Genomic DNA, 14,799 nt, shown 5'->3' with positions numbered 1-14,799 from the left:
GCTCGCAGGGCCGCGCCCCGGCGGCAGTAGGCTGGTCCTGTGGACCACGAACCCAGCACTTCCCCCCTTCCTCCCGCCGACGACAGCGCGGCCGCCGTCGTTCCGGCCCCTGTTTCCGCCCCTGGCGGCCCCGGCAGGATCGTCCTCGCGGCGACGCCGATCGGTAACGCCGGCGATGCCTCGGCGCGGCTCGTGGAGTTGCTTACGACGGCGGACATCGTTGCCGCGGAGGACACCCGGAGGCTGCACCGCCTCGTGCAGAACCTCGGCATCACCGTGGCCGGCCGGATCATCAGCTATCACGAGCACAACGAGGTGGCCAAGACCGCGGACCTGCTGGAGCAGGTCCGGTCCGGCAAGACTCTGGTCATGGTGACCGATGCCGGCATGCCGTCCGTGTCGGACCCGGGGTTCCGGCTGGTTGAAGGCGCCGTGGCGGCCGGGCTCACCGTCACTGCGGCGCCGGGCCCCTCCGCCGTGCTGACCGCCCTGGCCCTCTCCGGCCTGCCGACGGACCGCTTTTGCTTCGAAGGGTTCCTGCCCCGCAAGGCGGGCGAACGCTCCTCGCGGCTGGCGGACCTCGATGCCGAGCGGCGCACCATGGTGTTCTTCGAGGCGCCGCACCGGCTCGAACCTATGCTGAGGGCCCTGCGCGAAAGCTTCGGCGCCGACCGCCGGGCCGCCGTGTGCCGTGAACTGACCAAGACCTACGAAGAGGTCATCCGCGGCACCCTGCGTGAACTGCTCGAATGGGCCGAGTCCAACGAGGTGCGCGGCGAAATCGCGGTGGTGGTGGGCGGTGCTCCCGAACGCGAACCAGGCCGTCCCGAAGACCACGTGGCTGCCGTCAACGGGCTGATAGCCCAAGGCATCCGGTTGAAGGAGGCCGTCGCCGCCGTGGCCGACGACGCGAAAGTCAGCAAGCGCGAACTCTATGCGGCGGTGCTCGCCGCGCGGTGATGAAAGCCGCGGGCTCCGGGCGGCTCTGAGCCGCACCGGCCAGCTGGATCCGGACCCCGCGGATGGCATGGAGCAGTTGTGCAGCTGCACAGCATATTCTGGATCGGGTAGTGCGCGCATGCATAGACTTGCCCGTGAGCGCAGCAGTACCGTGGCAGTAATCCAGACGCCCGGGCCTGCTTGCGGGAACGAGCGCCGAAGCCAAAAACTAATTCAAACCAACTAGTGCCAACAAACTAGGGCCAACCGAATTGCTGACGAGGGAGTCATTGTGACTGTAACTGCCCAGCCTATTGTTTCCGCGGAGCGCGAGAGCGCCCTGCTGGCGTCCGTTCCGACGGGCCTGCTGATCAACGGCGAGTGGCGTCCGGCCGCGTCCGGGAAGACCTTCGACGTCGAGGACCCTGCCACCGGGAAGGTCCTGCTCAGCATTGCCGACGCCGGTCCCGAGGACGGCAAGGCGGCCCTGGACGCGGCCGCTGCCGCGCAGGAGTCCTGGGCGAAGGTCCCGGCCAGGGAACGGGGCGAGATCCTGCGCCGCGCCTTTGAGCTCGTGACCGAGCGGGCCGAGGACTTCGCGCTGCTGATGACACTGGAGATGGGCAAGCCGCTGGCCGAGGCCCGCGGAGAGGTCACCTACGGGGCGGAGTTCCTGCGCTGGTTCTCCGAGGAGGCCGTCCGCGCGTTCGGCCGCTACTCCGTCTCCCCGGACGGGAAGTCCCGGCTGCTGGTGACCAAGAAGCCGGTGGGCCCGTGCCTGCTGATCACGCCGTGGAACTTCCCGCTCGCGATGGCGACCCGCAAGATCGCCCCCGCGGTCGCGGCCGGCTGCACGATGGTGCTCAAGTCCGCGAACCTGACCCCGCTGACCTCGCAGCTCTTCGCGGCAGTGATGGTCGAGGCCGGGCTGCCCGCCGGTGTCCTGAACGTCATCCCGACCTCCACCGCCGGTGCCACGACCGGGCCGCTGATCAAGGACCAGCGCCTGCGCAAGCTGTCCTTCACCGGCTCCACCGAGGTCGGCCGCCGGCTGCTGGCGGACGCCTCCGAGACGGTGCTGCGGACCTCGATGGAACTCGGCGGGAACGCCCCGTTCGTGGTGTTCGGGGACGCCGACGTCGATGCCGCCGTCGCCGGGGCGATGCTGGCGAAGCTGCGGAACATGGGCGAGGCGTGCACCGCGGCGAACCGGTTCATCGTGCACGAGTCCGTCGCGCAGGAATTCGCGGAGAAGTTCGCCGCGAAGATGGCGCAGATGACCACGGCCCGGGGCACCGAGGCCGAATCCAAGGTCGGCCCGCTGATCGATGCGAAGAGCCGGGACAAGGTCCACGAGCTCGTCACCGACGCCGTCGCTGCCGGCGCGGTCGCGGTGACCGGCGGTTCCGCGGTCGAGGGCCCGGGCTACTTCTACCAGCCCACCATCCTCACCGGCGTGACCGAGGGCACCCGGATCCTGTCCGAGGAAATCTTCGGACCCGTCGCCCCGATCATCACCTTCGACACCGAGGACGAGGCCGTCCGGCTCGCGAACAACACCGAGTACGGGCTCGTGGCCTACGTCTTCACCCGGGACCTGAACCGCGGCATCCGGATGGGCGAACGGCTCGAGACCGGCATGCTGGGCCTGAACGCCGGCGTGGTCTCCAACGCCGCGGCACCGTTCGGCGGGGTCAAGCAGTCCGGCCTGGGCCGTGAGGGCGGCCTCGAGGGCATCGAGGAATACCTCTACACCCAGTACATCGGCATCGCCGACCCGTACGCCGGCTAAGCCCACAACCTAACCGCGACGCACCCGGCGGACGGAGCTGCGGATCTTCCCCCAGGATCCTGCGAGCCCCCGCCGGGTGCGTTGTGCTGTGCGGGCGAGGAGCCGGCGGGGCCGCGGGAGGGCCCGCCGCCAGTCGGAGATGACCGACGGCGGCAGCCAGGCCGCGCGCAGCCGGACCAGTGCCCCCGCGTTGGCCCGCAGCGAGGCCTGCACCAGGGCGATCCTGGCCGCGGCGGAGTCGGCCGGATCCGGGGAGTCTGCGTTCTGCGCCGGACCCCCGGCGCCGCCCGGGCGGCCGTATTGCTCACGTTCAAAGTCCTCGGTCAGCGCGGCCGCGGCCCGCTGCCCTGGCGCATCCTCGCCGTCGGGTTCCCCCAACGCCGCCGAGGCACGCAACCGCTCCGAGAAATGCCGCGGCGTCTCGCTCGCTCCGGGCGCCACGCCGTAGTCCGTGGCCAAGTCCCGCAGTTCCGCCCAGGCCGGCAGGGCCGTTCCTGCCGTGGCGCCGGGATAGCCGCGGGCCGCCGTCCTCAGCCTGCGGCGCCGCACGCCGCTGCGCACCAGCCGCGGGGTGGCCACCAGCAGTGCCAGCAGCAGCGCCGCACCAACGCCGTACAACGCCTGTGCCACCTGCGTGCCCCCGGGCGCCGGCGTGCCGGCCCCGGGCGCCGGAACCGTGCCGGGGACCGGGAACGGTGCCGGGGTGGAACCGTCCCCGGGGGTCAGGGCGTCGTTGCGTTCGTTGGTGCTGGCGCCGCTGGGCAAGGAGGCCTCCGTGGCGTAGGCCGGAACTAGGCCGCGGGACGGCGTCGGCTCAAACGCGACCCAGCCGACGCCCTGGAAGTAGAGCTCCGGCCAGGCATGGGCGTCCCGGGCATCGACCTCGAACTCCGGAAGCGGACCTTGGCCCGAGACCGCCACCGTGGCCCCGGTGGGGCGTCCCGGGGCGTAGCCCACGGCGATCCTGCTCGGAATGCCCTCCAGCCTGGCCATGACGGCCATGGCCGAGGCGAAGTGAATGCAGTAGCCGCTCTTCTGGTTCAGGAAGTCCGCCAGCACGGACAGGCCGTTCCCGTCGTAGCCGCCCTGCACGGGGGACTGCAGGGAGTAGGCGAACTCGGTGGAGCGCAGGTACCGCTGGATGGCCATGGCCTTCGCATACGGCGAGGCTGCTCCGGCCGTCACGGTCTTGGCCGTGCTGCTCACAACCTCCGGAACGTTCGACGGTTGCCGCAGGAAGTGCTCCGGGATCCCGCGCACCGGCTCGGAAGCCCGCGCCAACAGCGCCGCCGTGAGCTGCGGAGTGACGGACGTGACCAGGTACTGCTGGTCGCGGGAATTGGTGTCGACCCCCTTGATGCTCAGCGTCGCAGGATCCCAGCTCCAGCGCCCCGTCAGGCCGTTGACCGCTTCCGGCGCATACGGCGCGGGCAGGTACGGGCTCGTGTACTGGCCGGTGTTGACGGCCGTGATCACCCGGAGCTCTGTCGGGGCGGTGTCAAGCCCGGACTCGATCCTGCCGGTCCCCGTTTGCCGGGTGGACTCCCGGTCATCGGGGGACCAGGAATCGCCGTCAAAGTTGTCCACCGTCACCGAGCGCAGGTACGGCGTCGTCGGCGCGTTTGTGGCGAAGGTGATCCGGCCCTCGCCCGAGGGACTGCGCAGGCTGGTGCCCAGGCTGATCATCGGATTCAGGCCGGTGGCGCTGCCGAACGGGTTCAGCCGCGAGCCTTGCGGGAACGTGCCCTGGTCGAAACCCGGGATGACCGGCTGCAGCAGGAGCGTGACGGTCAACGCCGCGGCGGCCGTGATCGCGCCGCGCCGGAGCTGCCCGGGGTTCCGGGCCGTGTCGGCCAGGGTGCGGGCATCCGGCGTGAACCAGTGGCTGCACCCGAGAATCAGCAGATACCCGACGGCGGCGCCCACGAACCCCAGCACTCCCACGCTTTGCGGCTTGACCATGGCCGGTACCACGAGGATTGCCAGGATCCCCAGCCCGCTCGTGGCCGGCAGCGCCAGCGGGAACGCCAGGGCATCGATGAGGATCACCAGGAGCCCGAGCACCGCGCAGATCAGCATGACGATGCCGGCGTTGGGGGCCACCGGGGTGCTCTCGGCAAGGACGGTTTCGCTGGCCCGCCGGAGGAACTTTCCCAGGTAATTCATGGTCTCCGGCGACGGAATGAACCCGGCAATGCTGTGCTGCCGGAAGAAAATGAAGGTCAGGGCCACAATGAGCGCCACCAGTCCGCCGGCAGCCACGAGCCAGGTCCGGGCCCGCAGCGACCGGAGCACCGCCATGGAGAACGCGACGGAGAGGACGACACTGAACACCGGGGAGTACCAGGCCCACCCACGCAGGACGCCGTTGAAGCCGAGGGCGGCGCCCGCGACGGCCACCGCGACGGCGGTCCCCATCACCCAGGGCTGGGCGCCGGGTCCGTCCGGCCGGGACGTCACGCCGGGGGACAGGACTGTCGGTTCTTCCGTGCCGGCCGGGCCGGCGTCAGATCCGGAGCTGCGGTGCGGCGCGAGCGTCATGGCCGGCCCCCCACGCCGCGGCGGACGTCGGCCGCGGAGGACATCGCCGGGTCTGCCTGGTCGAAGGCCGCCCATGCATCCGGCAGCGGGCTCCGCGCAGTTACCGCCACGGCCCGCCACCCGCCCAGCCGCAAGGCCTCCAGTACCTCGGGCATTTCGCCGGAATCCTGTGCCTGGTCCGTGACCAGCAGCGCGAAGGCGTTCGCCCCGAACCCGGCTGCCGGCGACAGCGCCCGGGCCTCGGCCAGGGACAGGCTGCCCAGGACCGCCAGGACCGGTCCCCGCAAGCGGTGGGCGGAGAGCTTGACCATCAGGGCGTCGTCGAAGACCTGCGGGGCGTTGGGTCCGGCCTTGGCCTCCTGCGGGCGCGACTGCGGCCGCGGCCCCTGGGCGCGGTCACGGGGCGGGCGGGTGTGGTGATGGTGGTGCGGGCCGGAAAGTTCGATGGCGGCCAGGCTTTCCGCGATGGACTGCAGCCCGGCCGTTCCGGTGTACTCCTCGGCTTCCGGGTCGGGAGCGGACGGAGAATTCCGGAAGGCGGGCCGGCCCGCGCTGTCCAGGAACCGCAGCGAGTAGTTGCGTTCCGCGAGGTGCGCGCCGATCGACATCGCCGCCGTGACAGCCCATTCGAAGGCGTCGCAGGTCAGCAAGTCATGGCCGTCGCCCTCCCCGCTCCCCGAGTGGCCGCCCGGGGAGTGGGCGCTGTGGCCAAACACGCCGTGGGGAAAAGCCGAGAGGCGCTGCTCCAGGATGATCGTTGCCTCGGGGGTCGTGACGGATTCCTCCTGCCGCACCATGAGGGACCCGTGCCGGGCGGTCGCGGCCCAGTGCACGCGGCGCAGCGGATCCCCGTGCCGGTACTCGCGGGTCATGACGTCATCGTCGCTTGGATTGGCCCGGGCCCGGGTGGGTGTGACGCCGTCGTGTCCGCGGGCACCGGCGAGCCCTGTCTCGGGGAGCTCCACAGCGGCGGGCGTCACGGTGAGGAGGTCGCCGTCGTCAATCGCATGGCGGTGGAAGGACAGCCCGAAGGGGTCGCTGAACTCCGCCGTGACGGGCCCGATCAGGAACTGGCCGCGCCGGGCCGAGCGAAGGTGGTACTCATAGCGGCTGGTGCCGCCGGCGGCCGCACGGGCCGGGAAACGGAAGACCGGGGATTCGCCGAACCGGGCCGGCAAGTGTTCCTCCATGATCGCGTGGCCTGTACCGGCCCCGGTCCGCGCGACGGCCAGCCGCACCGTGGTGCGCGCGGACGTTTCGACCGGCGACGGGCTGAATTCGCGGTAGACCTGGAACCTCGGCTTCAGGACCCGGGTTCCGGCCAGGGCCAGCACCGGCAGGACCAGCAGCAGTACGGCCAGCGCCAGCAAATCCCGGCGCCCCATGATCTGCGCGGCCAGCAGGGACAGCGCACCCGCTCCGAGCAGGCCCCAGCCGCGGGTGCTGAAGAAGTGTCCGGGGAACCGATCCCTCAACGCCACGGCGGAACCATGCCCTAGCGCGGATTCGGCAGTTTGGGTGAGGGCGCGGCTGCCATGGCTGAGGCCTGCTTCCGACCAGGGCGGCCGGTTCCATTGGTTGAAGCCGTCACTTCCGGCGTGACGGGGATCTTGGCGATGATGGCCCGGATGACGCTTTGCGGCGTTTCGCCCGCGCTGGCCGCCTTGCGGTCGAGGATGATCCTGTGGGCGAGCACCGCTTCGGCGACGCTGACGACGTCGTCCGGCAGCACGAAGTCCCGGCCCTCCAGTGCGGCGGTGGCCTTCGCCGCACGCAGGAGCTGAAGCATGGACCGCGGGCTTGCGCCGAGCCGGAGAAGCCCGCTTTCGCGCGTGGCCCGTCCCACGGCCACCGTGTACTCCTTGATGGACCGGGACACGTAGACCTGCTGCACCGTGGCGATCATGGCGGCCACTTCCGCCGCGGTGACCACTGCCGTCACGCGGGCCAGGGGAGAGGATGCCTGATGGGTCTCCAGCATCTCCATCTCGGACTCGCGGTCCGGGTAGCCCATGGAAATCCGGGCCATGAAGCGGTCCCGCTGCGCTTCCGGCAGCGGGTACGTGCCCTCCATCTCAATGGGGTTCTGCGTCGCCACCACCATGAACGGCTCATCCAGCCGGTAGGACGTGCCGTCCACCGTGACCTGGTGCTCCTCCATGCACTCCAGGAGGGCTGATTGGGTCTTGGCCGAGGCGCGGTTGATTTCGTCCCCGATGACGATATTGGCGAACACCGCGCCGTGCCGGAACTCGAAGGTCCGGGTCGCCTGGTTGTAGATGGACACGCCTGTGACGTCGGACGGGAGCAGGTCCGGCGTGAACTGGATCCGGTTGACGGAACAGTCGATAGTGCGGGCCAGGGTCTTGGCCAGCAGCGTCTTGCCCACCCCCGGGACGTCTTCCAGCAGCAGATGGCCCTGGGCAAGGAGCACGGTGAGCGCCAGCTTGGCCGCTTCAGCCTTGCCGTCAATGACCGTATTAATGGCCGTCAGGATCCGGGTGCTGGCTGAGTGGAAGGCGTCCGCGTCCATAGCCGGCGCCGAGGACCGGTGTCCGGCTGCGTTTGGGTCCAGGCCGGGGCGGCCCGGGAGTCTCTGTCCTTCGGGGAGGATGTCGTCTACGGAAGTGCGGTGGTAATCCATCGGCAGCCTTTCAGCCCTGGTGGGTCCCGGAACCGACCGCCAGCGGCCGCCGGACCCCGCAGCAGCGTTCGCCTGTTTCCTAACGGGGAAATAACAGAGTACTTACAGACTACTAACACAACTGCCGGGCCTGACAGAGAGTTCCGGGGATTTCTGGGCGCCGGTTAGGGTGGATGAATGCTCAATCCCCTCACTCCCGTCCCGTTCCGGGCGCCCGGAACTGACGGTACCGGACGCAGCGGGTATCCGCCCGCACCGGAGCCGCTGCCCGTGTCGGTCATGGACAACCACACGCATCTGGACTTTCCCGACGCGGAGCTCACCGTGGGCATCAGGGACGCCCTCGACGCCGCCGCAGCGGTGGGCGTCCAAGGTGCGGTGCAAGTGGGCTGCGACCTCGAGTCGTCCCGGTTTACCGTCAAGGCGGTTGACCTTGACCCCCGGCTCCTGGGCGCAGTTGCCCTCCACCCCAACGATGCCCCCGGCTATGCCCGGCGCGGCGGACTCGAGGACGCCCTGGCCGAGATCGAGGCCCTGGCCGCCCATCCGAGGATCCGGGCGATCGGTGAGACCGGCCTGGACTTTTTCCGGACCGAGGGGGAGGGCCTGGCCCACCAGCGCTATTCGTTCCGCCGCCATATCGACATCGCCAAACGGCTCGGACTGACGCTGCAAATCCATGACCGCGACGCCCACGACGACGTCGTCCAGGTGTTGCGCGACGAGGGGGCCCCGGAGCGCGTGGTCTTCCACTGCTTTTCCGGCGACGAGGCCCTCGCCCGGACCTGCAACGCTGAGGGCTGGTACATGTCCTTCGCCGGAACCGTGACGTTCAAGAACGCGGCGGACCTGCGGGCAGCGCTGGCCATCGCGGAGCCGAGCCGGGTCCTGGTCGAGACCGACGCGCCCTTCCTTACCCCGCACCCGCATCGCGGCCGCCCGAACGCGAGCTACATGGTTCCGTATACGGTTCGGGCCATGGCCAATGTGACTGGGTCTGAGCTATCCGAGCTGTGCTCGCAAATCGCCGCCAATACCGTGCGGGCGTACGGATCCTGGGACTGAACTGCCCCCTCTCAGCCGCGCGGGATAGATACCGGGTATGCACAAATTCTTGGCTCCTTTATAACGCTTCGATTACAGTGGGCAACTATTAGCCGGGGTCGGGGAAGGCCTACGGATAATTTCACTCCAGCAGGGCGTGCATTGTGGCCAACGAACCACATGCGCGCTCTCGTTTTGGGTGAGGCAGTGCACGCATTTTCCGTGACGCTCCGGACGCTGTCCGGAGCCGCCGTTGGCGCGCTCACGGAGGGTGGCCACGTGCACTTATCCCCGTGCCCGGAAGGTCCAAGAGATTCGGGCAATTGTGGTCAAGTTCTTCACATCGGACGGAAAGTTCAGTTTCGTCAAGGTTGGCACGCAGCTCGTGGTGCTGGTGGCGCTGGTGCTGGGCCTCGTGGCCTTCGTCGGCAACAACAAGACGATCACACTCAACGTGGATGGTAAAGTCAGCTCCGTCCAATCCTTCGGCGGAACCGTCGGAGAGGTCGTCAAGGGTGCCAAGGTTGAACTGCAGCCATCCGACAGGGTCTCGCCTTCGGTGGACGCCCACGTGCAGGACGGGTCCGTCATCAACGTCAACCTCGCAAAAGCCGTCAAGGTCAGCCTGGACGGCGCCGAGCGGACCATCTCCACGACCTCGCCCACCGTCGAAGGGCTCGTGACCGAACTCGGCGTGGCCAGCGCCTCGCAGGTCTCCGTGCCCAAGGACGCCCAGCTCGCCGTGTCCGGCTCGTTCGTTTCCATCTCGACGCCGAAGACCGTGAGCGTCGTCGCGGACGGCAAGGCTGCCGCGACCACCACGACGGCGGCCACCGTGGCCAAGGTGCTTGAGGACGCCGGGCTTTCGCTCGGAGCCAGCGACCGCGTCTCCCAGCCCGGGAACGCCCCCGTGGTCAATAACATGGTGATCAAGGTCTCCCGCGTCGACGTCAGCAAGACGGCCAACACCACCGAGCCCGTTGCCTTCGAAACACTCACCACCGAGAGCGCGGACATGTTCAAGGGTGAGAAGACGGTCACCCAGGCCGGCGTCGCCGGCACCACCAGCAAGAGCTTCAAGCTGGTCCTCGTGGACGGCCGCGAAGCTTCCCGGACCCTGGTGTCCGAGACCGTCAGCGCCCAGCCCGTCACCGAAAAGGTGACCGTCGGCACGAAGGAAAAGCCCACGCCGGCCGCCAACACCGGCGCGTCCGCCCCCGCCATGATGAACCAGGGCATGTGGGACAAGATCGCGCAGTGCGAATCCGGCGGCAACTGGTCCATCAACTCCGGCAACGGCTACTACGGAGGCCTGCAGTTCGACGTTAGGACCTGGCTCGGCTCCGGCGGCGGCGCCTACGCCCCGAACGCCGCTGCGGCCACCAAGGCCCAGCAGATCGACATCGCCAACCGCGTCTACGCGCAGCGCGGCCTGCAGCCCTGGGGTTGCGGCTGGGCCGCCTCCAGCTAGCACGCCAGAGCCGTAGGCCAGCCCGGCGGCTGACCGCCGGCTGCTGCCCGCCCGACTCCGCGGCTGCCGACCACAGCCAGGGGACCGCACAGGCCGGGTCCGGATTCGCTCCGGACCCGGCCTGCGGCGTACCCGCGCCGGGATAGGATACCTAGGTGACTGAACCGAGCCCCTCCGCCCCCGAAAGCCTGCCCGGAGCGGCGCCCGCACCGCTGATGGGTGCCTCCGATATCCGCCGGCTGGCAGAAGAAATCGGCGTGCGGCCCACGAAGACCCTCGGCCAGAACTTCGTCATTGACGGCAACACCATCCGGCGGATCGTAAACACCGCTGACATCCGGGCCGACGAGACCGTGCTGGAAGTCGGTCCTGGCCTCGGCTCGCTCACCCTTGGCCTGCTGGACGCCGCCCGGAGCGTGGTCGCCGTCGAGATCGATCCGGTCCTCGCCGGGCGCCTGCCGGCCACGGTGGGCCAGTGGCGGCCGGACGCCGTTGGGAATTTCCACCTCGTCCTGGCCGATGCCATGAGGGTCACCGAGCTGCCCGTCGAGCCGACCGCGCTCGTGGCGAATCTTCCCTACAACGTTGCCGTTCCCGTGGTGCTGCACCTCCTGCAGCGCTTCCCGAGCCTGCAGCACGGCCTGGTCATGGTCCAGGATGAAGTCGCCGACCGCCTCGCGGCCGGGCCCGGTTCCAAGACCTACGGCGTGCCTTCGGTCAAGGCCGCCTGGTACAGCAGCATGCGCAAGGCCGGCGTGATCGGCATGAACGTCTTCTGGCCTGCACCCAAAATCCATTCCGGACTCGTCGCCTTCACGCGCCGGGAGCCCCCCGTCACGACTGCCACCAGGGAGCAGGTCTTCGCCGTGATTGACGCCGCCTTCGCGCAGCGCCGCAAGACGCTCCGGGCCGCCCTGGCCGGTTGGGCGGGCAGCGCCGCCGAGGCCGAACGCTGCCTGCGGGCCGCCGGCGTCGACCCGACCGCCCGCGGTGAAGTGATCGACATTGCGGCGTTCGCTAGAATCGCCGAAGCCCACACGCAGCCGGTCGCCTGAAGTCGTTCTGAGCTCCTGATGAGTTCCCCTGGGAGCTGTTCCGTGCTTGGAGCGCGGGCCGCGATGCCATAGCGTGGAGCCATGAACGCAGTGAGAGGGCGCTTTGCCGCGAGGACTGTTCGAGTCAAGGCTCCAGGCAAGGTCAACGTCTCACTGGACGTAGGGCCGTTGCGCCCGGACGGCTACCACTCAGTTGCCAGCGTCTACCTGGCCGTCTCACTCTACGAAGAAGTCGCGGCCACCAGCACCGATACCGGCGAGATCACCGTCAGCATCAGTTCCGCGAGCACTCTGGATCTTGACGGCGTGGACATCCCGCTCGATCACCGCAACCTGGCTTACAAGGCGGCAGCCATCATGGCCGACGTCTCGGAGCACTCCACCGGTGTCCACCTGGAGATCACCAAGCGGGTGCCCGTGGCCGGCGGGATGGGCGGCGGGTCCGCCGACGCCGCCGCCACCTTGCTGGCCTGCGACGCCTTGTGGAACAGCGGCCTGTCCCGCGACGAGCTGGCCCACCTGGCCGCCGAACTCGGCGCAGACGTCCCCTTCGCGCTGCTCGGCGGCACCGCCGTCGGGCTGGGCGTGGGCGACGACCTCTCGCCGGCCCTCGTCAAGGCCCAGACCGACTGGGTCCTCGTCACCGCCGACTTCGGCCTGTCCACCCCGGAGGTTTTCCGGACCCTGGACCGGCTGCGCGCGGCCGAGGGCGCGGCGGTGGACGAACCGGAAGCCGTGGATCCCGGCGTCATCACGGCACTGCGCACCGGCGACGCCGACGCCCTGAGCCGTGTCCTGGTCAACGACCTGCAGCGTGCCTCGATCGAGCTCGCCCCGGGCCTGCGCGAGACCCTGGGGCGCGGGGAGGCCTGCGGTGCGATCGCGGGAATCGTCTCCGGCTCCGGACCCACGGTCGCGTTCCTCGCGCACAGCCCCGCTGCCGCGGCCGGGCTCGCCGAAGAGCTCCGCCACCACAGTTTCGACGCCCTGGCCGTGCACGGCCCGGTGCACGGGGCCCGCATCATCTCCGATACGCTCCTTTAGGAGCTTTTCGAGCTCCCCACCGCATTACTTCACCGATACACCTAAGAAAGCAGTTCCCTGTGGCACACCTGCTCGGCGGCGAGAACCTCACGGTTTCGTATGCAACCCGTACCGTCCTCAATGGCATTACCCTCGGCCTTGAAGAGGGAGACCGGATCGGCATGGTGGGCCGCAACGGCGACGGCAAGTCGACCCTTATGCGGCTGCTGGCCATGCGCTCCACTCCGGACTCCGGCCGGGTGACCAAGCGCAGCGAGGTCAACATCGGCTACCTGGACCAGAGCGACGTGCTCGACGGCGACCTCACCGTCGGCGCCGCGATTGTTGGGGACCAGGCCGACTATGAATGGGCCCGCAATCCCCAGATCCGCGAAGTCATGGGCGGCCTGGTGTCCGACGTCGACTGGCACGCCAACGTCCATGCGCTCTCCGGCGGGCAGAAGCGGCGCGTGGCGCTGGCCAAGCTGCTGATCGAGGACCACGACGTCATCATGCTCGACGAACCCACCAACCACCTCGACGTCGAAGGCGTCGCGTGGCTGTCCCGGCACCTGAAGACGCGCTGGCGGGCCAACCAGGGCGCCTTCCTCGTGGTCACCCACGACCGCTGGTTCCTCGATGAGGTCTGCACCAAGACCTGGGAAATCCACGACGGCATCATGGACCCGTTCGACGGCGGCTACGCAGCCTACGTGCTGGCCCGCGCCGAACGTGACCGCTCCGCTTCCGTGGTCGAAAGCAAGCGCCAGCAGCTCGTGAAGAAGGAGCTCGCCTGGCTCCGCCGCGGTGCGCCGGCCCGCACCGCCAAGCCCAAATTCCGGATCGAGGCAGCCAACGCCCTGATCGCCGACGTCCCCGAGCCGCGCGACTCGACGGCGCTGAGCAAGATGGCCACGGCCCGGCTCGGCAAGGACGTCCTGGACCTTGAGAACGTCTCGCTGGACTTCCTCGGCGGCGATGCCGGGCAGAAGCTCTTCGACAACATCACCCTGCGGCTTGCCCCGGGCGAGCGGCTGGGCCTCGTGGGCGTCAACGGCGCCGGCAAGACCACCCTGCTGAAGCTCCTCAACGGCGAGATCCAGCCCACCTCCGGCAAGGTCAAGCGCGGCAAGACGGTGGTCACCGCGGTCCTCACCCAGGAGGTCAAGGAACTCGACGACGTCTCGGACCTGCGCGTGATCGAAGTGATCGAGCGTGAAAAGCGCTCCTTCAACGTCGGCGGCAAGGAATTCACCGCCGGCCAGCTCGTGGAGCAGCTTGGCTTCACCAACGAGAAGCAGTGGACCCCGGTCAGGGACCTCTCCGGTGGCGAACGCCGCCGGCTGCAGCTCCTGCGCCTGCTCGTGGGGGAGCCGAACGTGCTGATGCTTGACGAGCCGACCAACGACCTCGACACCGATACCCTCGCCGCCGTCGAAGACGTGCTCGACGGCTGGCCGGGCACGCTTGTTGTGGTCAGCCACGACCGGTACTTGCTGGAGCGCGTCACGGACCACCAGATGGCGCTCCTGGGCGACGGCAAGATCCGCGCCCTCCCGCGCGGCGTTGACCAGTACCTCGAATTGCGCGAAGGAGCCCTCGCCGGCTCCACGATCACCGGCGGCGGGAACCCCGTCACCTCCTCCGGCGGGGGTGCCGCGCCGGCCGCCGGCGGCCCTTCGGAGGGTGAAAAGCGCGACGCCCGCAAGGCCAAGAACCGGATCGACCGCCAGCTGGGCAAACTCAAGCAGCAGGAAGACAAGATCCACGCCCAGATGACGGCCGGGGCCGGGGACGCCAGCAAGTTCGACCAGCTCGCCGCGCTCAACGCGAAACTCCAGGAACTCGCCGGGGAACGCGAAGCCCTCGAACTCGAATGGCTCGAGGCCCTGGAAGTGCTGGGGGAGTAGTCTCCCGGCTGCCGCGGGACATGCCCAGTGTGCTCGGCCACGGCTGGACATGCTCAGTGTGTTCGGGCACGGCTGGACATGCCCCTCGGAGCGTGTGACTCCCACGGGACATGTCCCAGTGAGCAGGCCAACACTGGACATGTCCTTTGCAGCCTTGAAAACACCCAGGACATGTCCCTTGGCACGGGCCAAGGATGAGCATGTTGGTGTTATGTCCATTCCTCGTGACCAGCACTGAGCATGTCCCGCGGAGCGCGTGATTCCTGCAGGTCATGTCCCTCGGCTCGCCCCAAGGATGGGCATGTTGGTGTTATGTCCATTCCTCGTGACCAGCGCTGAGCATGTCCCGCGGAGCGCGTGAATCCCGCAGGTCATGTCCC

At 69.1% G+C, this 14,799-nt stretch carries 10 protein-coding genes; 7 read left to right on the top strand and 3 right to left on the bottom strand.

Going from position 1 to position 14,799, the window contains the following annotated elements:
• Nucleotides 1-39: 39 nt before the first annotated feature.
• Together rsmI and AC1D2F_RS08315 are read left to right on the top strand one after the other, a co-directional pair.
• Entirely contained in the window at nt 40-960 is a 921-nt protein-coding gene (gene rsmI / locus AC1D2F_RS08320) for a 16S rRNA (cytidine(1402)-2'-O)-methyltransferase (RefSeq protein ID WP_414645526.1), read from the top strand.
• A 271-nt stretch (nt 961-1,231) separates the two neighbouring features.
• A complete protein-coding gene (locus AC1D2F_RS08315; RefSeq protein WP_364747243.1) occupies nt 1,232-2,731 on the top strand; it encodes an NAD-dependent succinate-semialdehyde dehydrogenase in 1,500 nt (499 codons plus the stop codon).
• Between the two features lie 9 nt (nt 2,732-2,740).
• Here the strand turns inward: AC1D2F_RS08315 and AC1D2F_RS08310 are convergent, their stop codons facing one another.
• The 3 genes from AC1D2F_RS08310 to AC1D2F_RS08300 are packed head-to-tail and all read right to left on the bottom strand — an operon-like array spanning nt 2,741 to nt 7,916.
• Nucleotides 2,741-5,272, bottom strand: a complete 2,532-nt coding sequence (locus AC1D2F_RS08310; RefSeq protein ID WP_476966535.1) for a transglutaminase TgpA family protein — start codon at nt 5,270-5,272, stop codon at nt 2,741-2,743.
• Nucleotides 5,269-6,753: a DUF58 domain-containing protein gene (locus AC1D2F_RS08305; RefSeq protein ID WP_229995981.1), complete on the bottom strand. Its 1,485-nt coding sequence runs from the start codon at nt 6,751-6,753 to the stop codon at nt 5,269-5,271. Before AC1D2F_RS08305 ends, AC1D2F_RS08310 begins: the two co-directional genes overlap by 4 nt.
• Nucleotides 6,754-6,767: 14 nt before the next feature.
• Nucleotides 6,768-7,916 (bottom strand): AAA family ATPase, encoded by a 1,149-nt coding sequence (locus AC1D2F_RS08300; protein ID WP_364747247.1) that lies wholly within the window; start codon nt 7,914-7,916, stop codon nt 6,768-6,770.
• 177 nt (nt 7,917-8,093) lie between these two features.
• Here AC1D2F_RS08300 and AC1D2F_RS08295 point away from each other — a divergent pair, with 177 nt between their 5' ends.
• The 5 genes from AC1D2F_RS08295 to AC1D2F_RS08275 all read left to right on the top strand — a co-directional run bounded on the left by AC1D2F_RS08295 (nt 8,094) and on the right by AC1D2F_RS08275 (nt 14,419).
• A complete protein-coding gene (locus tag AC1D2F_RS08295) occupies nt 8,094-8,981 on the top strand; it encodes a TatD family hydrolase (RefSeq protein ID WP_364747249.1) in 888 nt (295 codons plus the stop codon).
• A 304-nt stretch (nt 8,982-9,285) separates the two neighbouring features.
• Nucleotides 9,286-10,431 carry a transglycosylase family protein gene (locus AC1D2F_RS08290; RefSeq protein ID WP_229995020.1) on the top strand — a complete coding sequence of 382 codons (1,146 nt, stop codon included), beginning with the start codon at nt 9,286-9,288 and terminating at the stop codon, nt 10,429-10,431.
• A gap of 215 nt (nt 10,432-10,646) precedes the next feature.
• Nucleotides 10,647-11,486, top strand: a complete 840-nt coding sequence (gene rsmA / locus AC1D2F_RS08285) for a 16S rRNA (adenine(1518)-N(6)/adenine(1519)-N(6))-dimethyltransferase RsmA (protein ID WP_414645536.1) — start codon at nt 10,647-10,649, stop codon at nt 11,484-11,486.
• Between the two features lie 81 nt (nt 11,487-11,567).
• Entirely contained in the window at nt 11,568-12,530 is a 963-nt protein-coding gene (locus tag AC1D2F_RS08280; protein WP_229995022.1) for a 4-(cytidine 5'-diphospho)-2-C-methyl-D-erythritol kinase, read from the top strand.
• Nucleotides 12,531-12,589: 59 nt separating this feature from the next.
• The gene (locus tag AC1D2F_RS08275) at nt 12,590-14,419 is read left to right on the top strand and encodes an ABC-F family ATP-binding cassette domain-containing protein (RefSeq protein ID WP_364747255.1); all 1,830 of its coding nucleotides are present in this window, start codon (nt 12,590-12,592) and stop codon (nt 14,417-14,419) included.
• The last annotated feature ends 380 nt before the right edge of the window (nt 14,420-14,799 follow it).

This window comes from Arthrobacter sp. P1_B3, assembly GCF_056406615.1.
This window is presented reverse-complemented; position numbering and strand designations above follow the sequence as displayed.

What these genes read in the sequence shown, in the direction of transcription:
- AC1D2F_RS08310 (WP_476966535.1), bottom strand. Translation starts at nt 5,272, where the DNA reads ATGACGCTCGCGCCGCACCGCAGCTCCGGATCTGACGCCGGCCCGGCC.
- AC1D2F_RS08300 (WP_364747247.1), bottom strand. Translation starts at nt 7,916, where the DNA reads ATGGATTACCACCGCACTTCCGTAGACGACATCCTCCCCGAAGGACAG.
- AC1D2F_RS08295 (WP_364747249.1), top strand. Translation starts at nt 8,094, where the DNA reads ATGCTCAATCCCCTCACTCCCGTCCCGTTCCGGGCGCCCGGAACTGAC.
- rsmA (WP_414645536.1), top strand. Translation starts at nt 10,647, where the DNA reads ATGGGTGCCTCCGATATCCGCCGGCTGGCAGAAGAAATCGGCGTGCGG.
- AC1D2F_RS08280 (WP_229995022.1), top strand. Translation starts at nt 11,568, where the DNA reads ATGAACGCAGTGAGAGGGCGCTTTGCCGCGAGGACTGTTCGAGTCAAG.